General features: G+C 62.8%; 24 protein-coding genes, 1 tRNA gene and 1 pseudogene. 10 read left to right on the top strand and 16 right to left on the bottom strand.

Annotated elements, in window-relative coordinates:
* Nucleotides 1-167: 167 nt before the first annotated feature.
* The 3 genes from FJ943_RS08790 to FJ943_RS29575 all read left to right on the top strand — a co-directional run bounded on the left by FJ943_RS08790 (nucleotide 168) and on the right by FJ943_RS29575 (nucleotide 1,491).
* The gene (locus tag FJ943_RS08790) at nucleotides 168-707 is read left to right on the top strand and encodes a MerR family transcriptional regulator (protein ID WP_015318228.1); all 540 of its coding nucleotides are present in this window, start codon (nucleotides 168-170) and stop codon (nucleotides 705-707) included.
* Nucleotides 708-795: 88 nt separating this feature from the next.
* Nucleotides 796-1,098 carry a hypothetical protein gene (locus FJ943_RS08785; RefSeq protein ID WP_015318227.1) on the top strand — a complete coding sequence of 101 codons (303 nt, stop codon included), beginning with the start codon at nucleotides 796-798 and terminating at the stop codon, nucleotides 1,096-1,098.
* Between the two features lie 255 nt (nucleotides 1,099-1,353).
* Nucleotides 1,354-1,491, top strand: a complete 138-nt coding sequence (locus FJ943_RS29575) for a hypothetical protein (RefSeq protein ID WP_157163662.1) — start codon at nucleotides 1,354-1,356, stop codon at nucleotides 1,489-1,491.
* A gap of 273 nt (nucleotides 1,492-1,764) precedes the next feature.
* On the opposite strand, the gene FJ943_RS08780 is transcribed toward FJ943_RS29575, so the two are convergent.
* Nucleotides 1,765-2,379, bottom strand: coding sequence for a hypothetical protein (locus tag FJ943_RS08780; RefSeq protein WP_140661952.1), 615 nt, complete (start codon nucleotides 2,377-2,379; stop codon nucleotides 1,765-1,767).
* A 273-nt stretch (nucleotides 2,380-2,652) separates the two neighbouring features.
* Here FJ943_RS08780 and FJ943_RS08775 point away from each other — a divergent pair, with 273 nt between their 5' ends.
* On the top strand, nucleotides 2,653-2,937 hold the full coding sequence (locus tag FJ943_RS08775; protein WP_140717549.1) for a helix-turn-helix transcriptional regulator: 285 nt from the start codon (nucleotides 2,653-2,655) through the stop codon (nucleotides 2,935-2,937).
* A gap of 198 nt (nucleotides 2,938-3,135) precedes the next feature.
* Entirely contained in the window at nucleotides 3,136-3,597 is a 462-nt protein-coding gene (locus FJ943_RS08770) for a YbaK/EbsC family protein (protein WP_140617044.1), read from the top strand.
* 85 nt (nucleotides 3,598-3,682) lie between these two features.
* Here FJ943_RS08770 and FJ943_RS08765 read toward each other — a convergent pair.
* From FJ943_RS08765 to FJ943_RS08745, 5 genes are all read right to left on the bottom strand, one after another.
* A tRNA-Pro gene (locus tag FJ943_RS08765) sits at nucleotides 3,683-3,759 on the bottom strand.
* 36 nt (nucleotides 3,760-3,795) lie between these two features.
* Nucleotides 3,796-5,085 (bottom strand): O-antigen ligase family protein, encoded by a 1,290-nt coding sequence (locus FJ943_RS08760; RefSeq protein WP_140720760.1) that lies wholly within the window; start codon nucleotides 5,083-5,085, stop codon nucleotides 3,796-3,798.
* A complete protein-coding gene (locus FJ943_RS08755) occupies nucleotides 5,082-6,617 on the bottom strand; it encodes an undecaprenyl-phosphate glucose phosphotransferase (RefSeq protein WP_140617042.1) in 1,536 nt (511 codons plus the stop codon). Before FJ943_RS08755 ends, FJ943_RS08760 begins: the two co-directional genes overlap by 4 nt.
* An 87-nt stretch (nucleotides 6,618-6,704) precedes the next feature.
* A complete protein-coding gene (locus tag FJ943_RS08750; RefSeq protein WP_140661954.1) occupies nucleotides 6,705-7,835 on the bottom strand; it encodes a glycosyltransferase in 1,131 nt (376 codons plus the stop codon).
* 10 nt (nucleotides 7,836-7,845) lie between these two features.
* Nucleotides 7,846-8,409 carry a polysaccharide biosynthesis/export family protein gene (locus tag FJ943_RS08745; RefSeq protein ID WP_041163468.1) on the bottom strand — a complete coding sequence of 188 codons (564 nt, stop codon included), beginning with the start codon at nucleotides 8,407-8,409 and terminating at the stop codon, nucleotides 7,846-7,848.
* A gap of 253 nt (nucleotides 8,410-8,662) precedes the next feature.
* Between FJ943_RS08745 and FJ943_RS08740 the strand changes: the two genes are divergently transcribed.
* Complete coding sequence (locus FJ943_RS08740) at nucleotides 8,663-10,981, top strand: Wzz/FepE/Etk N-terminal domain-containing protein (protein ID WP_140720758.1); 2,319 nt, start codon at nucleotides 8,663-8,665, stop codon at nucleotides 10,979-10,981.
* 79 nt (nucleotides 10,982-11,060) lie between these two features.
* On the opposite strand, the gene FJ943_RS08735 is transcribed toward FJ943_RS08740, so the two are convergent.
* Complete coding sequence (locus FJ943_RS08735) at nucleotides 11,061-12,290, bottom strand: GNAT family N-acetyltransferase (RefSeq protein ID WP_140720756.1); 1,230 nt, start codon at nucleotides 12,288-12,290, stop codon at nucleotides 11,061-11,063.
* Between the two features lie 88 nt (nucleotides 12,291-12,378).
* On the opposite strand from FJ943_RS08735, the gene FJ943_RS08730 reads away from it, so the two are divergent.
* Entirely contained in the window at nucleotides 12,379-13,437 is a 1,059-nt protein-coding gene (locus tag FJ943_RS08730) for a polysaccharide deacetylase family protein (protein WP_140720754.1), read from the top strand.
* Nucleotides 13,438-13,460: 23 nt separating this feature from the next.
* Here the strand turns inward: FJ943_RS08730 and FJ943_RS08725 are convergent, their stop codons facing one another.
* On the bottom strand, nucleotides 13,461-13,676 hold the full coding sequence (locus FJ943_RS08725) for a DUF2842 domain-containing protein (RefSeq protein WP_140720753.1): 216 nt from the start codon (nucleotides 13,674-13,676) through the stop codon (nucleotides 13,461-13,463).
* Nucleotides 13,677-13,829: 153 nt separating this feature from the next.
* On the opposite strand from FJ943_RS08725, the gene FJ943_RS08720 reads away from it, so the two are divergent.
* Nucleotides 13,830-14,921, top strand: a complete 1,092-nt coding sequence (locus FJ943_RS08720; protein ID WP_140720751.1) for a COX15/CtaA family protein — start codon at nucleotides 13,830-13,832, stop codon at nucleotides 14,919-14,921.
* A 201-nt stretch (nucleotides 14,922-15,122) separates the two neighbouring features.
* On the opposite strand, the pseudogene FJ943_RS29910 reads toward FJ943_RS08720, so the two are convergent.
* From FJ943_RS29910 to speB, 3 genes and pseudogenes are all read right to left on the bottom strand, one after another.
* Nucleotides 15,123-15,230: pseudogene (locus FJ943_RS29910) on the bottom strand (3'-kinase); the annotation flags it as partial.
* The gene (gene argC / locus FJ943_RS08710; protein WP_140720749.1) at nucleotides 15,230-16,156 is read right to left on the bottom strand and encodes an N-acetyl-gamma-glutamyl-phosphate reductase; all 927 of its coding nucleotides are present in this window, start codon (nucleotides 16,154-16,156) and stop codon (nucleotides 15,230-15,232) included. The gene argC and the pseudogene FJ943_RS29910, both read right to left, overlap by 1 nt.
* Nucleotides 16,157-16,186: 30 nt before the next feature.
* Entirely contained in the window at nucleotides 16,187-17,194 is a 1,008-nt protein-coding gene (gene speB / locus FJ943_RS08705; protein WP_140720748.1) for an agmatinase, read from the bottom strand.
* A gap of 123 nt (nucleotides 17,195-17,317) precedes the next feature.
* Here speB and FJ943_RS08700 point away from each other — a divergent pair, with 123 nt between their 5' ends.
* Together FJ943_RS08700 and FJ943_RS08695 are read left to right on the top strand one after the other, a co-directional pair.
* On the top strand, nucleotides 17,318-18,526 hold the full coding sequence (locus FJ943_RS08700; RefSeq protein WP_140720746.1) for an acyltransferase: 1,209 nt from the start codon (nucleotides 17,318-17,320) through the stop codon (nucleotides 18,524-18,526).
* Nucleotides 18,527-18,822: 296 nt separating this feature from the next.
* Nucleotides 18,823-19,881: a glycerophosphodiester phosphodiesterase family protein gene (locus tag FJ943_RS08695; RefSeq protein WP_140720744.1), complete on the top strand. Its 1,059-nt coding sequence runs from the start codon at nucleotides 18,823-18,825 to the stop codon at nucleotides 19,879-19,881.
* 67 nt (nucleotides 19,882-19,948) lie between these two features.
* Here the strand turns inward: FJ943_RS08695 and rpsI are convergent, their stop codons facing one another.
* The 5 genes from rpsI to FJ943_RS08670 all read right to left on the bottom strand — a co-directional run bounded on the left by rpsI (nucleotide 19,949) and on the right by FJ943_RS08670 (nucleotide 22,262).
* Nucleotides 19,949-20,431 carry a 30S ribosomal protein S9 gene (gene rpsI / locus FJ943_RS08690; RefSeq protein WP_140720742.1) on the bottom strand — a complete coding sequence of 161 codons (483 nt, stop codon included), beginning with the start codon at nucleotides 20,429-20,431 and terminating at the stop codon, nucleotides 19,949-19,951.
* Between the two features lies 1 nt (nucleotide 20,432).
* Nucleotides 20,433-20,897: a 50S ribosomal protein L13 gene (gene rplM, locus FJ943_RS08685; protein ID WP_010915638.1), complete on the bottom strand. Its 465-nt coding sequence runs from the start codon at nucleotides 20,895-20,897 to the stop codon at nucleotides 20,433-20,435.
* 256 nt (nucleotides 20,898-21,153) lie between these two features.
* Complete coding sequence (locus FJ943_RS08680; RefSeq protein ID WP_140720740.1) at nucleotides 21,154-21,552, bottom strand: type II toxin-antitoxin system HicB family antitoxin; 399 nt, start codon at nucleotides 21,550-21,552, stop codon at nucleotides 21,154-21,156.
* 24 nt (nucleotides 21,553-21,576) lie between these two features.
* On the bottom strand, nucleotides 21,577-21,762 hold the full coding sequence (locus tag FJ943_RS08675; RefSeq protein ID WP_140721014.1) for a type II toxin-antitoxin system HicA family toxin: 186 nt from the start codon (nucleotides 21,760-21,762) through the stop codon (nucleotides 21,577-21,579).
* Nucleotides 21,763-21,812: 50 nt separating this feature from the next.
* A complete protein-coding gene (locus FJ943_RS08670; RefSeq protein WP_140720738.1) occupies nucleotides 21,813-22,262 on the bottom strand; it encodes a PaaI family thioesterase in 450 nt (149 codons plus the stop codon).
* Nucleotides 22,263-22,397 lie beyond the last annotated feature (135 nt).

Raw genomic sequence — 22,397 nt, 5'->3', positions numbered from 1 at the left:
ATATTGCTTCACAAACCGCTGAAATAAGGCCCGATTCGGCAGCATGGCCGGATGGGTGTTCTGGCTTATGATCGATTCCGCACCTGCGGAACAAGCTCTTCTCATTGTTGAGCGGGATCTCGTCGGAGCACCGTTCCGGGCTACACGCCAGCGTGAGGATTTCGCCCATGGACAAGAGCCCTGACGCCTTCCGCACCATCAGCGAGGTCGCTGAAGATCTCGACCTGCCACAGCATGTGCTGCGTTTCTGGGAGACGCGCTTCAACCAGATCAAGCCGATGAAGCGTGGCGGCGGCCGCCGCTACTACCGGCCGCAGGATGTCGAACTGATCAAGGGCATCCGCCATATGCTCTATGACCAGGGCTACACCATCAAGGGCGTGCAAAAGCTGCTGCGGGAAAACGGCAATCATTTCCTGGTCGCCATCGGCAATGGCGACATGGCCGCCGTCGAGGCGATCTCGCAGCGCAAGCAGGCCGATCAGGTGCCGCTGACGCCGGCAGCCCAACCGCGCGGCGGAGATGACGAACTGGTTGGCCAGCCAAGGGTCAAGCCCAGCCGCCGCTTTTTCGGCCTGGGCAAGGGCGACGAGGAAGGTCCGGTTGCGCCGGACGCGTCGAAGCTCTCGCGTGACAACCGCGCGCTGCTGCAGGAAGCGCTGTTTGACCTCCTGGAATGCAAGCGCCTGCTCGACCAGGTGCGCTGACCGCCGCGAAGCGCTTTAAAGCCTCGAAACTGGAACTCGCTTTGGGGTGAGGCGTTAGGTTTCCTTCTGCAAGACAAGGAAACGCATGATGGCATCATTTTCGACCCTTTCGGACATCGACCTCGAAAAGCAGGTCGCGGCTCTCTCGAGGGAACTCGCCGCGTTGCGCAAGGCAGTGTCGAAGCGGGGTGGCGCTTACTATGAAGACGGCCGTGATGCTGCTCTTGATACGTATTCGGATCTTGCGGAGCGTCTGCGCGATGCCATGCCGGCAATCCGCAAACAGGGCAGGGTGATCGAGAAATCGGCACGCGAACATCCGGCGGCGGCCGCAGCGGTCGGTCTTGTCGTACTCGGTCTGGTCGCCAGCCTGCTGTTCAGCCGGCGCTGACTGCTACCCAAGAATTTCCAGAGAGAAAATGGCGGCTCGCCCTCCGGCGCGGCCGCTATTCCCATTGACGTCAGCGGTTTGCGATACCGCTCCGGAATCTGGCCGAAGCGCGTCGGCGTAGAGGCGCACGGCACCGCTGTGCTGCCGGTGCAGAAAGGCGGATCGATCGATCCGCCACAGCCGCTCGATTCCGCGGCGATGGCCGGGTTTGTCCAGTAGTCCCGGCCTGGCATTGTGACCAGGAGAAAACCAGCCTTGGACAAGAAGCCAGGGCTGGTCTTCTCGTTGCGGTGCTTAGGCCTTGTTGCCCATCTTCTTCATGTGATGATGGTGGTGGCGATGATGGTGACGGTGATGATGGTGGTGACGATGGTGATGATGCTTTGCCATTGAGGCCGCGTCCGCGCTTGTCGCGCCGACCACCGGCACCGCGAAAGCCATTGCAGCTGCAAGCCCGAGGGCCGAGAGGAGGGATTTCTTCATTGGATCGTTTCCTTTTTCGCAAGCAGGTATCGATCGGGCCGATATCCCGACCGCCGCGAACGGAATTACGCTCCTGAATTTTTTCGTCAGTATTTCCCGATTGTAGAATCTTGTTTCTGAACTGTTTCCCAGGAACCGGCTTCCTGCCCCATGATCGCCAGGGCCGAAGCCGGCTGCTTTGGCTTACATGGGCGGGATCACACCATTGTTTCCGACCACGACGCGGCTGGAACTCAGCGTGCCGTCCGCCTCGCGCTGAGCGGTAACGAAGACCGTCGCACTTGGTTTGAGATCGGTCGGGGCGGCCGGCGCGAAAGTCACGACAGGCGTTCCGTCGGGGATCGAGATATTCTTCGTCTGCCCATTGTCATAGGTCAGCGTCACGGCACGCCCGTTTATGTCGGTGACGTCCGCGACGGTGCCGTTGGTCATGCGGCTGTTCGGCTCCAGGTCCCAAGGGCGATCACCCTCTCCAGTGCCTTTCAAGGCCGCTGGAAAGACCACCACTTCCAGCGCGCCGCTGCCGCCGTCAGCCTTGGAGACGGAGGCGATGCCGACGAAATCGCCCTGCTTAATGTCTTTTACCGATGCGTTGGCGACGCCTGAAAGCTTCCAGCCGTCTTTCAGCTTGATCGCGGCCGTGTCGCCTTGACGGGTTTTCACGGTCAGCAGCGACGGCTCGAAACTGACCACCGTGCCGCGCACGCGCAATGTGTCCGCCGCCTGCGCGCTGGCCATGACGATGCCGGAAAGCATGGAAATCGTGCCGAGCACGAGGAGAGGTGTCTTGAGGCTCATTGGAGTATCCTTTGGGAAAGGCTGGCTGGAAGGAATGGTTCACGCCAGCGACGTCGAGATAACGAACGGGTGGGGCGAAACTGCCGGGCAAAACCCGTTCGCGCGTTCAAAACAACTTGATCGGGACAGGGCGTGGCAGCCCCATGGCATCCGGGTCACGATGCCGTGACGGCCAGATTGGCGCTTGGCAAATCGCTGGCGAGAGGGCATCTTCCTGCTCGTCTCAGGCAACATCCCATTTTGATCAAACGCTTTCAGCCAACGGAGTTGCCAATGCCCAACAATGCAAAAAGCCACGCCCCCTCCGAACCATTAGCCAACGAGATCGGACCGGACTACAACGCCCTCAGGGCAATGCGGGAAACGCGCGGGTACAGCCTCGAAGCGCTTTCGCTGACCTGCGGCCTCTCGGTCGAAGAGATCGAGGACATCGAGAGCGGCCGGGCGGCCGACCCGGCGAAGCTGCGTCGTATTGCGTCCGCGCTTCGTCTGCCGCAGGATGCTCCTATTGCTTCCGCCGTACCGACGCTGGCCGCACAAGGCCGGCCTCAGGCATAGAATCGGCGCCAGGGCATGCGCGAGAAACCCGCCAAGGTCGCTTGGCGGGTTTCTTGTGGACGCCATGGCGTTCGCCTGCAGGCCGGGCTTGCCGATTTGCAGACTTGCCGATTTGCAGATCGCACGTGTCCATACGCGGCATCCATCCGCGCCAAACGCATCCGCCGTGCAGCGGGTCTGAACCGTGAGTTTTTCGACATGAGTCTGGATTCCGTCGGTGCCTTCTTCGCGGCTCGCGCGCCTGATATCGAGGTCGTCGTCACGCAATCAAGTTCGGCGACGGTGGCGCTGGCGGCGGAGGCGCATGGTGTGTTGCCGGCGCAGATCGCCAAGACGATCTGCCTTCGCGTCGGCGAGCGCACCATGCTGGTCGTGACCAGCGGCATCGCCAGGCTCGACAACCGCAAGTTCAAGGACCAGTTTGGCGGCAAGCCACGCATGCTGGACGCGCAAGAGGTTGTCGCTGCCACGAGTCATCCGGTCGGCGGTGTCTGCCCGTTCGGCCTGCCGTCGCCGCTGCCGGTTTATTGCGACGTCTCGCTGCGCCAATTCGACGAAGTCGTCCCCGCCGCCGGCGCCACCAATGCCGCTGTCCGGATTGTACCACAGCGCATGGCCGATCTTACCGGTGCCGAGTGGGTCGATGTGTGCCAAGCGTAGTAGCCGGAGCTTGAGCCGGACAAAGCGGGCGATTCGACAATCGAGTGATGCGGCAGGGCTTTTGGGGACAAGTCCTGCTTCGAAATGGTCGGAGTGGCCGGATTCGAACCGACGACCCCTTGACCCCCAGTCAAGTGCGCTACCGGGCTGCGCTACACTCCGGACCGGTCGCGATGTATCGTGATAACCCGGCTCGGGTCAACCGAAATTCGGCGTTAATCGTACCGGTGCCGATGTGATGGCTGGTGGACCCGGCAATACCGGCCGCAATAGCCGCTGATGGCGGTATTCGAGCGCTATGGCGCCCCAGATCAAGCCGAGCAGCAGATACATATGGCGCCAGTGGTCGATGTCGATGAAGGTGCCGAGCCCGACATTGCCGATGAAGGCGACGTAGGCGCATAGGAGGTAAGGCTGCCACGGCCGGTCGCGCAGCAGGATGCGGAATCCGGCTGAGATCGTCCAGACGACCAGCGTCAGGAACGAGACGAAGCCGAGCCAGCCATAGTCCATCAGCATCTTCAGCCAGATGTCGTGTGTGTCCTCGCTGAAGATCGTGCCGAAGACCAGCGGCCCGATGCCGAATGGGTGCTCCATCGCCATCTGAAAACCGAGCGTGTAGCGGGCGAAGCGGCCCAGGCGTGCGGTGTCGTAGCTCTGTTCCAGATGCGCGCGGCTGGAGAACATCTCCGATACACCGGGCAGTTGCAAGATGATGATGATTGCGATGGCCAGCAGCGACAGCGCGGCGATCGTCATGATCACCACCCGGAGCCGGAACATGCCGCTGGCGCTCTGCAGGAACAGGCAGCCGGTGAGCAGGATGGCCGAGACCGCGAACATGCCCCAGGCACCACGCGAGAAGGAGAAGAAAATGCCGGCGCTGAGGATCAGCAGCGGCACAGCCAGCAGCGGCATACGCGTGACTGGGCCCGTCAGCAGCAAATAAAGCAGATAGATGCCGGGCAGCACCAGGAACGGCCCGAACACATTCGGGTCCTGGAAGGCGCCGGCGGCGCGGTCGTATTTGGTGAAAATTTCGGCACCGGGGAAGGCGTGGAAATAGCCCGCTATGCCAAGCAGCGACGTCGCCACCGCCGAAACGACATAGGCATTGAAGATCAGCCGGTAGAGGTTCGGCTGCGTGGCCGTAACCGATGCGAAAAACACCGCGCTGAAAGCGAGAAACAGCGACACGGCAAGATAAAGCGGGGTGTTGGCGAGATCCGCCATCTGCGTCATGGAAATCATGCCGCCGATGTTCATCGTCACCAGCAGCACCAGAAGCGGCATGGCCGCGCGCGACATCCTCAGGCCGAACAGCGCCCAGATGGCGATCAGCGCGGCCATGTAGATTTCGTAAGGCGCCGGCTCGCTGATGACGAAGCCGGACAGAAGAATGCCGAGCACGACCGCGCTCGAGGAGATCAGCGTGATCAGCTTGGCGTTGACCGCCGCGCGCGGCAGATCATGGCTGATCGCGCTCAATAGGCGTTTTCCGTGTTCAAGAGCCGGACCGGCGTCAGGAACAGGATCCGCAGGTCGAAAAGCAGCGACCAGTTCTCGATGTAGTAGAGGTCGTATTCCGTCCGCATGCGGATCTTTTCATTGGTGTCCATCTCGCCGCGCCAGCCATTGATCTGCGCCCAGCCGGTGACCCCGGGCTTGACCTTGTGGCGCGCGAAATAGCCGTCGACCACCTCGTTGTAGAGCAGGTTGTGCGACTGCGCGGCAATGGCGTGCGGGCGCGGACCGATGAGCGACAGTGAGCCCAGCAGCGAGTTGAAGAACTGCGGCAGTTCGTCGATAGAGGTCTTGCGGATGAAGCGGCCGACACGGGTGACGCGCGGATCGTTCTTGGTCACCGTCTGCTTGGCGGTCGGATCCGACCGGTCGGTGTACATGGAGCGGAACTTGTAGACCTCGATGATCTCGTTGTTGAAGCCATGCCGCTTCTGCTTGAACAGCACCGGTCCCTTGCTGTCGAGCTTGATGGCGATCGCGGCGGCCAGCATCACAGGCGAGAACACGACGATGCCGATGAGGCTGAAGATGATGTCGAAGGCGCGCTTGGCGACCGAATCCCAATCGTTGATCGGCTTGTCGAAGATGTCGAGCATCGGTACTGAACCGATGTAGGAATAGGCGCGCGGACGGAATTGCAGCGCGTTGGAATGCGCCGACAGCCGGATGTCGACCGGCAGCACCCACAGTTTCTTCAGCAATTGCAGCACGCGCGATTCGGCGGTCAGCGGCAACGACACGATCAGCATGTCGATGCGGGCAATGCGGGCGAATTCGATCAGTTCCGAAATCGTGCCGAGCTTGGGATAACCGGCGACGAGGGATGGGGAACGCTTGTCGTTGCGATCATCGAAGATGCCGCAGATGCGGATGTCGTTGTAAGGCTGCTTTTCCACCGAGCGGATGAGCACTTCCGCCGCCTTGCCGCCGCCGACGATGACGGCGCGCCGTTCCATGCTGCCATCGCGCGCCCAGCGCCGGATCAGCCTCGACATCACCAGCCTGAGACCGTAGAGGCAGATGAAGGCGACGACGAACCAGGTGCCGAACAGCAGGCGCGAATAGTCTTGCGACATCTTCATGGCGAATGCCGTCAGCGCCATCAGCGCGAAGGTGCCGGCCCAGACCAGCAGGATGCGCCCAAAATTGGCGAGCGGCCGCATCAGGGACACCACCTGGTAGCAATCGGTGACATCGAGCAGCACCACGGCGAGGAACGATGCGGCGGCGATCGTCAGCGGATATTGCCAGGCGAGATAATTGAAGAATCCGACATAGTAGAAATAGACGCCGAGCCCCGAGACGAACAGCACCGCGAATTCGACCATGCGCAGCACGCCGCTGACCATGATCGGCGACATCGTATCGCGCCGGTATTGCGACGCGACCTGCCGGGCAACGTCGTTCATGCCGCCGGGCTTGTCGCCGTCGGCAGGGCCGTCGAAGTGACGCACCGCTTCTGATGAAAAGCGGTGCGCGGGGTCGATCTCGTTCATGGAACAGTCCGCAAGCTTCCCCAGGGTGATTAGCAAAAGAGAGCTAAGAAACCCTTGAAACAACCTGTGGCTTTGGAAGGGCCCGAGCTAACTTGCGAGCGCGGCGAAGTAGGCCTTCTCGATTTCGGCGGCCATGACGTCGGCGCCGAAGCGCGCCCTGAGCGTGGATTCGTCAGGCATCAATCGGCGATAGGTGGCAAGGTCGCCCAGCGCCTGGCTCATTTTGTCGGCGAGCTCGGCCGGATCCGGGCGAATCAGGGCGGGGGAGCTTGGACCGAAAATCTCCGGTATGCCGCCGACCGAGGTCGCGATAACAGGTCTTGCCGCGGCAAGTGCCTCCAGCACGGTATAGGGCATGGCTTCCGCGCGCGAAGGAACGACGACGAGCGCCCCCAGCACAAAGGCCTCCCGGGCCGGCATTGGCGGCAGGAAACGGACATTGTCTTCAAGCCCGAGGCGTTTCACCTGCGCGTGGTAGCGGGGCAGGTCGTCGCCGTCGCCGACCATCACCGCACTCGGTGCGCGGCCGAGCCGGGGAGCGGCGGCGGCCAGGGCATCGATGAAGATATCCGGGCCCTTGAGGTCCCGCATCATGCCAATATAGAGCAAATCAGCCGCATCGGCCCTGGCGGCTACCGGCTCGAATTCGGTGGTGCGAAGTCCATTGTAGACCAGCGTGTTCGGGATCGGCGGTTCACCCACCTTCCTGCGGTAGGTCCGCCGCTCGTAGTCGGAGACGAACAGCAGGCAATCGGTGAAGCGCGCCATGAGATACTCGAGCGCGAAGAACAGCTTTCCGGTGGCTGTGTTCTCGTCATAGTGGAGAGAGCCGCCATGCGGCGAATAGAGGCGGGCTACGCGAGACCTTGATACCCGCAACAATGAGCCGAACAGACGGGCATAGGCGCCACCCTTGGCGCCATGTCCGTGCAGCACGTCCGGCCGCAATTCCTTGATGATCCTGTAGGTGCGCCGGGCCGAGGCGAGGTCGCCCGGGCCGACGTGACGCTGCATTGGCGTACGATGAACGCCGAGCGCCAGCATGTCCTTCATCTGCCCGAAAAGATGCTCCTCGAATTCACCGCCGGTGGTCGAGTCGCAGACGATGCCGACCATGTGGCCGGCGGCGACCTGCGCTTCCGCCAGGTCGCGCACGTGCCGGAAAATTCCTCCCACGGGTGAGCGAAAGCAGTGGACGATCCTGAGCTTGTCCGCCACGAGGTGTCTGTCAGAACAGACGTTCGCGGACGTAGACGGTATCTCCCGGCAGCAGGGGATCGGAGGTGACCACACGGCCAGTTATCACCTTGCCGTTGATATCGCGGGTGATGTCGACGCTCTCCTGGTTGGCGCGTGGCGTGAAGCCCCCGGCAATGGCGATGGCCTTCTGCACCGTCAGGCCGGGCACGTAGGAATACTGGCCGGCGGCGCCCACTTCGCCCATGACGAAGATCGGCCGGTAACGATCGATCTCGACCGAGACGTCGGGGTCGCGCAGATAGCCCTGCCGCAATTTGTCGGCGATCTCCTTTTCCATCTGCTGCGCGGTATGGCCCCGTGCCGGTATGGCGCCGACGAGCGGGAAGGAGATATAACCGGACTGGTCGACGCTGTAGCTGTTGGTCAGGCCCTCCTGTTCGAACACAGTGACGCGGACCCGGTCGCCTGCGCCGAGGCGATAGGGCTGTTCGAGGACCTCGTGGAAGGCGGCCGGCGTCGGCCGGTAGCTGGAACAGCCGGCGAGCATCGAAACGGCAAGCAGTGCGCGAAACAGGGAAGCAGTGCTTTTCATGACCGGACAGGTACCTTCGACTGGCCGCTGCGATGTCGCAGCAAACATCTGGGATCGGGTCCGTTATCATCCTGTTAGGGTTAATGGCCGGTAAAGGAGCGCGCCAATAGCGTTTTAGCAGGCAAGGTTTTGCTATTTTATCGATTTTTTTGTCGGCCCCGGCAAAATCCTAACGGAAGCTTACCGTGATCTTAACGGCTGGGTTACCATAGTTGTTTACGGTGCATGCTGATCCAGTTTCGGAGTGGGATGCATGTCCGTTCAATCCGCGGCCGCAGACGTCGACGTTGATCTTAGGCAGCTCTTCGCCAGCCTGGGACGCAACTGGCTGCGGATTCTGGTCTTCGTTCTGGTGGTGACGGGGCTTGCCTTCGTGGCTGCGTCGTTCGCGACCCGCCATTACAAGGCCCAGACGCAGGTGGAGATCGCCCCGCGAGAATCGGTCTACACGCGGCCCGCCAGCAGCAATCCGGACAGCGACAAGCCGATCCTCGACGAGCAGGGCGTTGCCACCCAGGTCCAGATAATTTCGTCCAACGAGATCCTCAAGCAGGTCGCGCAGAAGCTCGGCCTGTCGCGACTGGCCGAGTTCGACGAGACGATCAACATGTCGTCGCTGAGCCGCGTGCTGATCCTGCTTGGCCTGAAGAACGACCCGATGGATGTTCCGGCCGACGAACGTGTCCTGAAGAAGATGCGCGAGAAGCTCAACGTCTACGGCGTTGAAAAGACTCGCATCATTGCCATCGAGTTCTCCTCGGAAGATCCGAAGCTCGCGGCCGCCATCCCCGATGCCATTGCCGCCGCGTACATTGCGGGGCAGGGCGCGGCTAAGAGCGAATCGAACACCGCCGCCGCCGACTTCCTGGCGCCCGAGATCGCCGATCTGTCCAAGCAGGTCAGGGATGCCGAAGCCAAGGTCGCGGCTTACCGCTCGCAGTCCGACCTCCTGATGGGCGGCAACAATTCCACCCTGGCCACCCAGCAATTGGCCGAGCTGTCGACCGAGTTGTCGCGGGTGCGGGCCAACCGGGCCGCGGCCGAAGGCACGGCCGAGAGCGTGCGCAAGGCGCTGCAGAACGGCGGATCGCTGGATTCGCTGCCGGAAGTGCTGTCTTCCGATCTGATCCAGCGCTTGCGGGAGCGCCAGGTCGAGCTGCGCGCCAACATCGCCGATCTGTCGACGACGCTGCTCGACAATCATCCGCGTGTTCGCGCGGCCAAATCGCAACTGACCGATCTCGACGCGCAGATCCGCAGCGAAGCCCAGAAGATCATGAAGGGCCTGGCGATGCAGGCCGATGCCGCCAAGGCGCGCGAAAGCCAGCTCGTCGCCGACGTCAACACACTCAAGGCTGCTTCGGCGCAGGCCGGTGAGCAGCAGGTCGGTCTCGACGCGCTGCAGCGCGATGCCGCCGCCAAGCGCCAGCAGCTCGAACTCTACCTGACCAATTATCGCGAGGCGGCGTCGCGTCAGGATCGCAACTATATCCCGGTCGACGCCCGCATCGCCTCACCGGCTTCGGTCCCCGCAGAGCCATACTTCCCCAAGGTCGGGCCGATCGTCGGTGCTGCCGCCGCGGCTTCCCTTCTGCTGGCGGCCGTGTTCACGCTGCTGCGGGAGCTTTTCTCGGGCCGTGCCATGCGCCCAGCCAGGGGCGCGCGATTTGAGCCGATCGACGAGGTGACGATGCCGCCGGCCGCCTATCAGGAGCCGTCCACCCGCCTCGAACCGGCTGTCGCCACTGAGCGCGCCACTCGCACCGCCGACGTATCATGGCCCGAAACGGTCACGGAAACTCCGGCGCAGCCGCGGTCTGCCGCCGAGTTCGAGCCCGTCGCCAAAGCGGAGCCTATCGCCGAGCCTGAACCGTTGGCCAAATCCGAATCCTTGACCAAATCTGGACCCGTGGCAGAGCCTGAGCCCATGGCTGAGCCGGAACCCGTGGAGGTTCGGCGGCCGCGCTCCGTGCTCGGCGAGATCGACGTCGAGAAGGCAGCCGAGAAGCTGATCGCCAGCGGGGCCGCGCGCGCCATATTCGTTTCCCCCGAGGGCGATGAAGCGGCGGCGTCGGCGATCCTGGTGGCGCGCGAGGTTTCCGACGCCGGACTGCGCGTCCTGCTGCTCGACCTCACTGCCTCAGGGGCTGCCTCGCGCCCGATGCTGGACAGCGGGCTTTTCCCGGGCATCACCAATCTGCTGGCGTCGCAGGCGCAGTTCAGCGACGTGATCCATGGCGACCTCTATTCCGACTGCCATGTCATCCCCGTCGGCACGGCCGATCCCGTCCGTGCCATGCGTGCCGCCGATCGGCTGCCGATCATCATGCAGTCGCTGACAACAGCCTACGATCTGGTGGTGGTCGAGTGCGGGCCGGCCGATGCACAAGGCATCAGCCGTCTGGGCGGCGAGGCCACCGAGGTGTTCTTGTCCATGCTGGAGGCCGACGACGAGGTGACGCAGGCCGCGGTCAAGCTGATCGAGAGCGGCTATCCCGACCTGACGCTGGTGACGCCGCTCGGCCACGAGCCGCCAGGCAATCCGGTGCCGGGGCGGCGTTCGGCTGCTTGAGATAACAGCTGTTCAGAGGCCCATCAGGTCTATTCGAGTTTCAGCGTCGTCACATCGAATATCCTGTGGCGTATTGGGGCTAGTTTTCGTCTTCCGTGGGCACGGGCGCTGTCTGTCCAACGGCCTTGCGGCGCAGCAGCTTGGCGAGCTTCCAGATTGCCGGGCTGTTCTTGACAAAGGCCTTCAGCCGCGCGCCCTGGCGAAGCGCCTGTCCCAGCGCACGGCCCTTGAGCGTCAGCGGGACGAGGACTTCGAAATGCCGGGTTTCGATATCGCACCATAACCGTTTGTAAGGCTCGTCTCCGACGGAGAAATCATAAACCGCGAACCCGCTCCGGCAGGCATCCTGGATGTTGTCGAAGAACAGGAAGTCGCCCGGGCTGGTGTGGGCAAGATCATCCTCGGCGATCGCTCCGAACTCGCAGATCAGCCGCCTGCCCGAGCGGCTCGCTCCAGTGACGGCGCGCAGCTTCCCGGCGACTTCCAGCCCGTGCAGCACGAAGCAAGGCTTGTCCCCGGCAAGTGCTTGCTTGAACAGCCCCCGGAAGAAGGCGCGTGTCCGGTCGTCACCGAAGACGTTGGCGATGCCCATCTTGCGGAAGCGCTGTTCCTTCATCTCGAAGAACGCGTCGAGCAGCCTCTCCACGTCGTCGGCACTGCTCGCCTCGATGCGCCGGTAGCTACCGACAGCCTCGAACTTGCGTGTCTGCGAACGATGCTTCTTGCGTTTGCGCTTGCCGCTGGCGCGCAGCAGCAGCGCATCGAATCCGCCGCTGAGGTCGACGGCCAGCGAAAGATTGGGGCTGGCGAAGTGATCGAGCGATGCCAGCGGATTGGCGATGCCGTCGAGATCGGGCAGCAATCTTTCCAGCGCGATGAGATCGATATCGGGGCGGAATTTGGCGATCGCCGCGAGCATCGACTGGATGGCCGTGAGGTCGCCGCTGGCCAGCCATTGCGGTTCGGCGGCGCAGAAATTGCCATTGGCGTGGCGGCCGCCCATGAACTGGGCGACCCGCAACGGGCCGCGCTTGACCACCTCCAACGCCAGTGCGAAGGCCGGCTTGCCCTCCAGTTCCAGCGTGGCAATGAGCAGATCGGGCCTGACCTCGGCGGCCCAATTCAACACCCATGCCGCACTTTGCGCTGGAGCATAGAGCGCCGAACGACAGAACGTCGCATATGCCGCGAGCCCCTCGGCGGCGGCAATGGAAACTAACGGCCCCGCGGCATTTCTGGGTAGCGTGCGTGGCGAGGCCTGGCTCGCCGCGAGCCGCTTGCCATCAAATGACGCGGTTGCGTCAACCATACCTCAATCCTTAAGGCGTATTGATCCCGATTTGGGGGCGCTCGGGCGTATTCCGTGCTTGGTTAGCCTAGGCGCAAAAGGTGAATGAATGATCGACGGTGGGGAGGCAATCCGGAAACTGGCGCTCAACGTCGCCCGTTATACCGGCCTCGCACCGCTGGCCAGGCCGTTTGTCGGCGGCATCGGCGCCATCCTGATGCTGCATCGCGTGACGGCGACGCCCGAAAAGCCCGACAGCGTCAACCGGCACCTCAACATCGCGCCCAGTTTCCTCGATGCCGTGATCGCCGACATGAAAGCGGGCGGCTATGCCTTCGTTTCGATGGATGAAGCGGTGGAGCGTATCGAGGCAGGCGGCAAGGGCGGCCGGTTCGCCACCATCACCGCCGACGATGCCTATCGCGACAACATGACCGAAGCCCTGCCGGTGCTGGAAAAGCATGGCGCGCCGCTCACCATCTATGTGGCGCCCGGGCTGATCGATGGCTCCGCCCACCTTTGGTGGGATGTGGTGGAGGATATCGTCAATGCATGCGACCGCCTGACCCTGGCCACATCGAACGGCCCTGCGGCGATCGATTGCGGGACCCCCGCCAGGAAACATCAGGCCATCGCCCGCCTGCATGCCTATTTCACCACCGAGGTCCGCGAGGAAGACCTGCGGACCGTGCTGCGCGGTCTCGCCGCGTCGAATGGCGTCGACGCCGACGCCCCGCGCCTGCGCACGCTGATGAACTGGGATGAGATCCGCACCGTCGCCGAGCACCCTCTGGTGACGATAGGCGCCCACACGATCAACCACAGCAACCTGAAGCGGCTTTCCGAGGCCGATGCGCGGTGCGAGATCGGCGCCGTCAAGGACATGCTGCGGACCGGACTTGGCGAGGAGCCGCGCCATTTCGCCTATCCCTATGGCTATGCCAGCGCCGTCGGCTGCCGCGAAGTGGGCTTTGCGCGCGACGCCGGCTATGCCTCAGCCGTGACCACCCGCCACGGCGTGCTGCGCGCCGAACATGCCGGCTTCCTGCATGCCTTGCCGCGCATTTCGGTCAATGGCCGCTACCAGAGCCTCGCCCACATCCGCACCATGCTGTCGGGCGTGACGACCCCGCTCGCCAATGCCGGCAAGATGGTCGTTACCGTCTGACGTACGGCGTGACCGGGCAGGGCTCAGCGCTTAGTCCGCGGCTCCAGCATCAGCCATTTGATGATGCCCATTGCCGGCAGCACCCAGAGCAGGCCGCTGACGAGGAAGAACAGGAATTGCACCAGCGCGCCCGATTCCGACAGGCGGGCGACGGCGAAGACCGAGGCGACCAGCGCGTAGATGATGACCAGCGCCAACAGCAGGAACATTCCGATCAGTTTTTTCAGGCGAATGGGCATGTCTTGGCCTCGTTGATGGCTACCGCTTAGGCCCAACGCAAAGCACGCGCAACCCACGACACCGGGCGCGACGGCGTGCCGCGCTGCGCGGCCTTGCCAGCAGGAGTGCGATGGTTCACCAATCCGCGACATTCAACCTGCCGGGACATATCCATGGCCGCCATCACCGCCGCCGCGCCTTATCAGGCCCGCGACCGCGACCTGCACAACCGGGCACTCGTGCGCGGCTGGCTCTACGTCGTGCTCCTGGTGCTGTTCGCGCTGGTGCTGGTTGGCGGCGCCACGCGGTTGACCGAATCCGGCCTTTCGATCACCGAATGGCAGCCGATCCATGGCGTCGTCCCGCCGCTCAACGACGCCGAGTGGCAGGAGGAATTCCAGCGCTATCAACAGATCCCGCAATACGCCGAACTCAACAAGGGCATGAGCGTCGAGGCGTTCAAGTCGATCTTCTGGTGGGAATGGGCGCATCGCCTGCTGGCGCGCAGCGTCGGCCTGGTCTTTGCCTTGCCGCTGCTGGTCTTCTGCGCGACGCGTCGCATCGAGCGCGGCCTTGGGCCGAAACTGGTCGGCATTCTGCTTCTCGGCGGCCTGCAGGGGGCCATCGGCTGGTGGATGGTGGCGTCCGGCCTGGTCGACCGCGTGTCGGTGAGCCAGTACAGGCTGGCGACGCATCTCACGCTGGCGGCACTTATCTTTACCGCGACCATGGTCGTCGCGCGTGGCCTTGCGCCGCATTCCGAGCCCGCGGCCGATCGCTCGACGCAGCGGCTGGCTGGTTTCATCGTGCTTCTGGCGCTGGTCCAGATCTATCTCGGCGGCCTGGTTGCCGGTCTCGACGCCGGCATGAGCTACAACACCTGGCCGCTGATGGACGGCCGGATCATCCCCGGCGATCTGCTCGTGCTCGAGCCAGCGTGGCGCAATTTCTTCGAAAGTCCGAAAACGGTGCAGTTCATCCATCGGCTTGGCGCCTATACGGTCTTCGCCGTCGCGCTCTGGCACATGATCGCCACGCGTCTGCGTCTGCCCGGCTCAACGCATGCGCGACGCGCGACACTGTTGTTCGTTCTAGTGCTGGTGCAGGCTTCGATCGGTATTGGTACGCTGCTGATGCAGGTGCCACTGCACATGGCGCTGACCCATCAGGCTTTCGCGCTCGTCGTGCTGGGCTTTGCCGCCGCGCATTGGCGCGGCACCAAGGGCGCCTATCCCTTACCCAACGAGATTGCCGTCGGACGTTGAGTGCAGCCGATCACATCCAGAATTCGTTCGACTGGGTCGTCTTCTCGCCGTCGAATTCAGCCTGACGCAGTGCGGCGGCGGATGGTGCCGATTTGTCCTGGTCGGCCTGGCCGCCTGGTCCTGATTTGCCTTGGCAACCCTGTCAGCGGCCTTGAGCGCATCGAGCCTGGCCTGGGCGACGGCGATATGCACCTGGCGGTCTGGGGAGCCGTCCTCGAGCCGCACCTTCCAGATGCCGCTCGAAAAGGTCTCGGCCATGAGTTCCGGTTCGCTGACCTTCCAGCGCGCTGGAAAGGCTGGTGCATCCATCAGAGACCGAGCATCAGGTCCATGTTCTGGACGGCCGCACCCGAAGCGCCCTTGCCGAGATTGTCGTAGACCGCCAGCAGCAGCGCCTGGGCTCTGCTGTCGTTGGCAAAGACATAGACCTTCATGCGGTTGGTGCCGTTGTAGATCTCCGGATCGATGTCAGGCACGCGTTCCAGATGTGCATAGGGCGCCACCTCGACCACCCCGCCCTGGATCGCGGCGAAATGGTCCGCAATGGCGGCGTGAAGTTCGGCACCCGTCGGCACGCGGTCGAGGCCACCGAGCTGCAACGGCACCACCGTGATCATGCCTTGCGCGAAATTGCCCACCGCCGGCTGCATAATCGGATCATGCGACAGCTTCGCATAGGCCTTCAATTCCGGCACGTGCTTGTGCTGCAGGGTCAGGCCATAGGGCAGGAATTCCGAAGCGTCCTCGCCCTTGGCGACATAATCCTCGATCATCGGGCGCCCACCGCCCGAATAGCCCGTAATGCCGTTGACCACGATCGGGAAACTGGCCGGCAGCAGGCCTGCGGTGACCAGTGGCCTGAGCGTTGCGATCGGCCCCTGCGGCCAGCAGCCGGGATTGGCGACGCGCTTGGCCGTGGCGATCTTTTTCGCCTGCTCCTTGTCCAGTTCGGCGAAGCCATATTCCCAGCCTTCGGCCACGCGATGCGCGGTCGACGCATCGATGACCTTGGTGGTTTCGTTGGCGATCAGCGAGACGCTTTCCTTGGCCGCATCGTCGGGCAGGCATAGGATCGCGATATCGGCGGCGTTGAGGAATTCGGCGCGGGCGGCCGTTTCCTTGCGGCGCTCGACCGGGATGGAAATGATCTCCAGATCGCCGCGCTCGGCAAGCAGCGCCCGGATCTGGAGGCCGGTGGTGCCGTGCTCGCCATCGATGAAGATTTTCGGTTTCATTGCCTGATCAAATTCCCTGATATCTCGAAACTATATGCCGTTGCCATGATTGATCGTGGCGCCATTGTGGTTGCCGTTGTTCAGCTCCTCGAGCCGGGCCTTTCGCTCGGCCAGCAGACCGAGATATTGCATGGCCACCATCGAGCCGGCGATCGCCGTTATATCGGCGTGATCGTAGGCCGGCGCAACCTCCACGACATCGGCCCCGACAATATCGACCTGGTTCAGCTGGCGCAGCGTCGACAGGATCTTCGCCGACGACGGGCCACCCGAAACCGGCGTGCCGGTTCCCGGCGCATAGGCCGGATCCAGGCAGTCGATGTCGAAGGTCAGATAGGTCTTCTTGCCACCGGTGCGATCGACGATCGCGTAGGCGATGTCGGAGGCGCGCATTTCCTCGATTTCATGACCATGGAGAATCTTGATGCCGAATGTGTCGGGCGCATGGGTGCGAATGCCGATCTGGATCGAGCGATCGGGATCGATGATGCCTTCCTTGACCGCGCGGCCGACGAAGGAACCATGGTCGATGCGCTTGCCGTCATCGGGCCATGTGTCCTGATGGGCGTCGAACTGCACCAAGGCCAGCGGTCCGTGGATGGCGGCGTGCGCCTTGAGCAGCGGCCAGGTGACGAAATGGTCGCCGCCGAGCGTCAGCAGGAAGGCGCCCGATTTCAGGATCTTGGCCGCCTCGCGCTCGATCGTGCCGGGCGTCTTCTGATGGTTGCCCGAATCGAGCAGGCAATCGCCATAATCGACCACGGCGAGGTGTTCGAACAGATCGCGCGAGAACGGGTATTGCGGGTCGTTGTCGAGGATCGCGGAGGCGCGGCGGATCGCCTGCGGCCCAAACCGGGCGCCCGGTCGGTTGGTGACGGCGGCGTCGAAGGGAATGCCCCACACCACCGCATCCGCGCCCTTCACGTCCTTGGTGTATTTGCGCCGCATGAAAGACAGCGCGCCGGAGTAGGTCGGCTCGAGGGCACCACCCGTTTTGGAGCGGGTGGTGAAGGCATGGTCGATGGTGTTGGTCGCCATTACGGGTCCTCGTTTTCATCGGGGTGCAACAACTACAGAACCGGCATGGAAGATGCCAGTCACGGCTTGGGGAGACGAAACCGCGCCGCCCGGGTGCCACGGCAAGACAGGACTTGTATCATCATGACGCAGACCGCGTTTCTTAATCCGTCGGATGCCGTGGTGTCGACCCACACCGGTACGATCGCCGGCGATCGGTTCCGGGTTCTCGATTCGTGGCGCGGCATCTGCGCGTTGCTGGTGGCACTGTTTCATTTCCCGACCGCCTCGACGATCTCGCAGAGCAGCTTCATCGGTTCGTCCTATCTTTTCGTCGACTTCTTCTTCGTCCTTTCCGGCTTCGTCATCGCCTCCAGCTATGCCGATCGGCTCGGCCGCACTCAGGAGGTCTGCCGCTTCGCGCTAGTCCGTTTCGGCCGCATCTATCCGCTGCATCTGGTCATGATTGCCGCCTTTGCCGCCTTCGAGCTGCTGCGGCTCGTGCTGCCGCAGCTGCATGGCACGGGCGCTGCTCCTTTCACCGGTGGCTTCGACCTCAGGAGCTTGGCTGCCAATCTCCTTTTGCTGCAAGGTGTCGGCTTCGAGGATCGGTTGACCTGGAACGCCCCGAGCTGGAGCATCTCGGCCGAGTTCTTTGCCTATCTCCTGTTTGCCGGCGTGCTCTTCATCGCCGGCGCGCGCGCCTGGATATGGTTGGTCGCCGCCGCTGTCACCGCGCCGCTGTTCCTGCTCGGCTTCTCCACGCATCATATGGATGTGTCCTATGATTTCGGCTTCATCCGCTGCCTCTACGGCTTCTCGCTGGGCGCCCTGCTGGCCTGGTTTCAGCATGATTCCATTGCAGGAGCGCGACAGGTTCTGGCCGCAAACGGCCCGAGGATGAGCTGGACTGTTGCCGAAATCGTCATGGTGGTCGTCATCGCTCTCTTTGTCTCGCTGGCGGGCGACAATGACGCCGGCATCGCCGCGCCCCTGGTGTTCGCCTTGGCGCTGTTTCTCTTCGCCCATGAAGGCGGCTGGATCAGCGCGTTGCTGAGGACGCCGTTGATGCTGACGCTCGGCGCGCTGTCCTATTCGATCTACATGGTCCACATCTTCGTTCAGGCGCGCCTGATCAATGTCGCCGGGCTGGTCGAGCGCAAACTCGGCCTCGGCCTGGTTGGCGACATCGTACTGCGTGGCGAGCCCGCGACCGGCTTTGGCGCCGGCTGGACGGGGACCGTGGCGATCGTCGTCATGCTCGCCGCCACCATCGCCGTGTCGTGGGTGACATGGCGCCTGGTCGAAATGCCTGCGATGGCCTGGTTCCGCCGGCTGTCGAAGCGCATCTGACCCGCATCCGTCCAACCGCTAATGCATGTCGCCCAAATTGAGCTCGGTTTTGGGGAAGACGACATGCATGAAAACAAAGACCTAATGCACGTCGCCCGGAAGCGTCCTCGGTTCCGGGACAACGACATGCATAAAATCAGGAGCTTACAGCGGGTCGGGCGAAGCCGATTCGCCGCGACGCTGTAAAGCGCGTCGCCTGAATCGGTTTCGACGCGACGCGCTTTAGCCGGCTTCGTTCACCGGGATGTCACCGATGTCGCCTATCCCCGGCTCGATCCGGCAAGGAGCGATTCTCGATGCGGACGATCTGGCTGAGCCTTCTGCTTTCCACGGCGCTTTCCGCCGCTTCCGGTCAAGCCTTGGCCGGCGAAACCCGCGCCAGGCAGATCCTCGACCGCTTCGAACATGCCAACCAGTGGCGCGACCATGTCATGGTGGCCGCCCATCGCGCCGGCAGCATGCAGGCCGGCAAGACGCTCTATGCGGAAAACTCGCTTGCCGCCGTGGAGGGCTCGATCGCGATCGGCGCCGAAATCGTCGAGGTCGACATCCGGCGCTCGAAGGATGGTGCGTTCATCGTCGTGCATGACAGCTGGCTCGACCGCACGACGACCTGCAAGGGCGAGGTCATCAACTACACGCTGGCCGAGTTGAAGAGATGCCGGCTGGTGATCGAGGGCACCCATGCCGTCACCAACGAGACCGTCTCGACATTGCGCGAGATGCTGATGGCGACACGGGACAGAATCCTCATCAATCTCGACAACAAGCTCGAAGTCGGCGACCTCCCGGGCATGATCGCGATAGCGCGCGAACTCGGCATGGCCGAGCAAGTCATCGTCAAGGAAAACCTTTGGGACCAGAACAGGATCAGCACGGTGAAGGCGGCCATGACTGCCGCAGGCGGTGGCTTCCAGTTCATGCCGATCATCGCCGATGACGCGGTCCATGATGCGGGCTTCGCCTCGACGGTCGACCACGTCTTCGCGCCGCGCGCGATCGAACTGATCAACTGGCGGGCGGGCGCCGAGACGCTGACCGAAACCGGCGGGCCGCTGTTCAGCACGCGCATGCGCGCTGAGGCGGTAAGGGGCGACTGGCATATCTGGGCCGACACCTATGCCATCGTCAACAAACCAGGCGGCTTCCTCGCCGGCGGCCGTGGCGACGAACTGGCGGTCCAGGCCAGCTTGCCGCGCGAAGCCTGGGGCTTCTGGGCCGATCGTGGCGCCACCATCATCCAGACCGACGAGCCGAAAGCGGCGATCGGCTGGCTGGCGGCGAATGGTTATCGGGTGCCCTATGCCGGCACGGGCGAACGCATCGAGCCAGCCGCGACCGCCAGCATCAATTGATCCGCCGCGTTCAAGCAAAAAGGCCGCACGGAGGCGGCCTTTTCGATTGTCCGAAAATTCGAAACGGTTAGCGCTTCGAGAACTGGAAGGAACGGCGGGCCTTCGCCTTGCCGTACTTCTTGCGCTCGACGACGCGGCTGTCGCGGGTCAGGAAGCCGCCCTTCTTGAGCACGGCGCGCAACGCCGGCTCGTAATAGGTCAGCGCCTTCGAGATGCCGTGACGCACCGCGCCGGCCTGGCCGGAAAGTCCGCCGCCGACGACGGTGGCGATGATGTCGTATTGGCCCGAGCGGTTGGACGCGATGATCGGCTGGTTGAGGATCATCTGCAGGACCGGACGCGCGAAATAGCTCGCGAATTCCTTGTCGTTGACGACGATCTTGCCGGAACCCGGCTTCACCCAGACGCGCGCGATGGCGTTCTTGCGCTTGCCGGTGGCGTAGGCGCGGCCCGACTTGTCGAGCTTCTGGACGTGGACGGGGGCGGCGGCCTGCGTATTGGTGTTGCCGGTGGCGGCGCCCAGTTCTGCGAGCGAGGAAAGCTCAGCCATCTTATGCGACCTTCTTGTTCTTGGAATTCAGCTTGGCCACGTCGAGGACTTCTGGCTGCTGGGCGACATGCGGATGCTCGGCACCTGCATAGACGCGCAGGTTCTTCATCTGGCGGCGGCCGAGCGGGCCACGCGGAACCATGCGCTCAACGGCCTTCTCGACGACACGCTCGGGGAAACGGCCCTCGAGCAGCTGACGCGCGGTGCGCTCCTTGATGCCGCCGGGGTGGCCGGTGTGCCAGTAATAGACCTTGTCGGTGAACTTCTTGCCGGTGAATACCACCTTGTCGGCATTGATGACGATGACATTGTCGCCGTCGTCGACATGCGGGGTGAAGGTCGGCTTGTGCTTGCCGCGAAGATGATTGGCGATGACAGTGGCGAGACGGCCGACGACGAGACCCTCGGCGTCGATCAGGATCCACTTCTTCACCACATCCGCAGGCTTCTGCGAAAAGGTTGTCATGTTTTCTGCTCTCGGTTCTGACCTTCGGGAGTGAAGGCGTTTCTTGTTGCTTGGATTGGCGAAAGACGCTTGTCATCAGCCAATAACAAAACGGCGGCCTTTGCGGGCCGCTGCTTCGTGAAGGCTTATAGGCGAGGGTGGCGATTGCGTCAAGACAAGCTAAAAAGCAGATTTCCAAGAAAGTGCAGCAAAATCAGATGTTTGGGAAAAGGTATTATTTTACCACACCTGCAATCGTTTGTGTCTCGGGTCCGCCTTAGTGCTTTGCCTCGATTTCCTTGCGAGCCGCGCTGGAAAGGAATGCTGACCGGGTAATACCGCGCTGGCGTGCGGCAGTGTCGATAGCTCGCAGGACACCACGCTCGAAAGTCACATTGGCTCTGACGACCGCGCTGTCATTGTCGATAAGCGGCACCGAGACCAGATAGCCGCCTTCGGCAAGCGCGTTCCGTATTTCGGGGAGAGCGACAATCGCTTCGTGGCTGGATGGTTCTGGAACAGGCATGTCCTCCGCCCACAATTGCAAGGCTTCGACGGCGCTGGGTACGATGTCCTCCGCTCTATCCGCAGCCGAAAAGCAGCCGGGAATGTCCGGAAAGCGAATACCAAACGCGCTGTCGGGGTCTTTGTCGACCAAAGCGAAATAGCTCTTCATTACGGAACTCCAGTAGAGGTCGACCTATCTGATCCAGCCAGCTTGCTTGGCGATCGCACGAGCAGTGCCGGTGGGCAGGTCCTTTTCGGGATGCGGAACAATCAGCACGATCTCGCCCTTTCGGAGTTTGTGATGAGAGCCGCGGATGGAAATCAACTCAAACCCGTCCTCCTTGAGGCGCCTCAATATCTTTCGGCTGTCACGCTCGATCACAAGTTGCCTGTGCGCATATATATACGCATCGCCAAGAAGTTCAATCGTTACGATCGCTGCGGCGGGATCGAATACGTACCCGTGGCATGCGCGATCGTGTGTCCTTCCGGGCCGGCGACGATGTCAATGTCGAACACCATCAGGCTCTTGCCGAGCTTCAGGATGCGGCAATGGCCATCGATCGGCCCGGCTTCGGCCTTGCGCACGAAGTTGATGTTGAGGTTGGTGGTGACCGAGAGCGCATCCGGCCCGGCATGGCTGAGCACGCAGACATAGCCGCCAATGTCGGCCAGCGTGAACAGGGCAGGGCCGGACACCGTGCCGCCGGGACGCAAATGCCGTTCACCGGCATTGAGCCGTACGATGCAGCCGCCTGGAAACACGTCGATCGCCTCGTAGGCGGCGGCACTCTCGTTGAGTTGGGGAAAGACGGTTTCCATTAACAAATTGATCTGCGTTGCGGTCAGCACCGGCTTGAGGTTGGTCTGGGCGGGCATATCGGTCTCTCGTTCTGCGCCAAGCCTGTATGGGCGCAGCCGGGTGTTTCTGGCAACATATACATCATGCTGGCGCAAGCGATGGGTGTTGGACGAAACCCGATCCGATATTAGATACTCTGCCTGCACGACCGG

Source organism: Mesorhizobium sp. B2-3-10 (assembly GCF_006442275.1).
Taxonomy (GTDB): Bacteria; Pseudomonadota; Alphaproteobacteria; order Rhizobiales; family Rhizobiaceae; genus Mesorhizobium; species Mesorhizobium australicum.
The sequence above is the reverse complement of the archived record's forward strand: the minus strand, read 5'-3'. Positions and strand labels throughout refer to the sequence as shown.

What these genes read in the sequence shown, in the direction of transcription:
- FJ943_RS08700 (WP_140720746.1), top strand. Translation starts at nt 17,318, where the DNA reads ATGACGCAGACCGCGTTTCTTAATCCGTCGGATGCCGTGGTGTCGACC.
- FJ943_RS08755 (WP_140617042.1), bottom strand. Translation starts at nt 6,617, where the DNA reads ATGAACGAGATCGACCCCGCGCACCGCTTTTCATCAGAAGCGGTGCGT.
- FJ943_RS08735 (WP_140720756.1), bottom strand. Translation starts at nt 12,290, where the DNA reads ATGGTTGACGCAACCGCGTCATTTGATGGCAAGCGGCTCGCGGCGAGC.
- FJ943_RS08725 (WP_140720753.1), bottom strand. Translation starts at nt 13,676, where the DNA reads ATGCCCATTCGCCTGAAAAAACTGATCGGAATGTTCCTGCTGTTGGCG.
- FJ943_RS08745 (WP_041163468.1), bottom strand. Translation starts at nt 8,409, where the DNA reads ATGAAAAGCACTGCTTCCCTGTTTCGCGCACTGCTTGCCGTTTCGATG.
- FJ943_RS08670 (WP_140720738.1), bottom strand. Translation starts at nt 22,262, where the DNA reads ATGCCCGCCCAGACCAACCTCAAGCCGGTGCTGACCGCAACGCAGATC.
- FJ943_RS08785 (WP_015318227.1), top strand. Translation starts at nt 796, where the DNA reads ATGGCATCATTTTCGACCCTTTCGGACATCGACCTCGAAAAGCAGGTC.
- rpsI (WP_140720742.1), bottom strand. Translation starts at nt 20,431, where the DNA reads ATGGCTGAGCTTTCCTCGCTCGCAGAACTGGGCGCCGCCACCGGCAAC.
- FJ943_RS08770 (WP_140617044.1), top strand. Translation starts at nt 3,136, where the DNA reads ATGAGTCTGGATTCCGTCGGTGCCTTCTTCGCGGCTCGCGCGCCTGAT.
- rplM (WP_010915638.1), bottom strand. Translation starts at nt 20,897, where the DNA reads ATGACAACCTTTTCGCAGAAGCCTGCGGATGTGGTGAAGAAGTGGATC.
- FJ943_RS08775 (WP_140717549.1), top strand. Translation starts at nt 2,653, where the DNA reads ATGCCCAACAATGCAAAAAGCCACGCCCCCTCCGAACCATTAGCCAAC.
- FJ943_RS08740 (WP_140720758.1), top strand. Translation starts at nt 8,663, where the DNA reads ATGTCCGTTCAATCCGCGGCCGCAGACGTCGACGTTGATCTTAGGCAG.
- FJ943_RS08780 (WP_140661952.1), bottom strand. Translation starts at nt 2,379, where the DNA reads ATGAGCCTCAAGACACCTCTCCTCGTGCTCGGCACGATTTCCATGCTT.
- FJ943_RS08730 (WP_140720754.1), top strand. Translation starts at nt 12,379, where the DNA reads ATGATCGACGGTGGGGAGGCAATCCGGAAACTGGCGCTCAACGTCGCC.
- FJ943_RS08680 (WP_140720740.1), bottom strand. Translation starts at nt 21,552, where the DNA reads ATGAAGAGCTATTTCGCTTTGGTCGACAAAGACCCCGACAGCGCGTTT.
- speB (WP_140720748.1), bottom strand. Translation starts at nt 17,194, where the DNA reads ATGGCGACCAACACCATCGACCATGCCTTCACCACCCGCTCCAAAACG.
- FJ943_RS08720 (WP_140720751.1), top strand. Translation starts at nt 13,830, where the DNA reads ATGGCCGCCATCACCGCCGCCGCGCCTTATCAGGCCCGCGACCGCGAC.
- FJ943_RS08790 (WP_015318228.1), top strand. Translation starts at nt 168, where the DNA reads ATGGACAAGAGCCCTGACGCCTTCCGCACCATCAGCGAGGTCGCTGAA.
- FJ943_RS08695 (WP_140720744.1), top strand. Translation starts at nt 18,823, where the DNA reads ATGCGGACGATCTGGCTGAGCCTTCTGCTTTCCACGGCGCTTTCCGCC.
- argC (WP_140720749.1), bottom strand. Translation starts at nt 16,156, where the DNA reads ATGAAACCGAAAATCTTCATCGATGGCGAGCACGGCACCACCGGCCTC.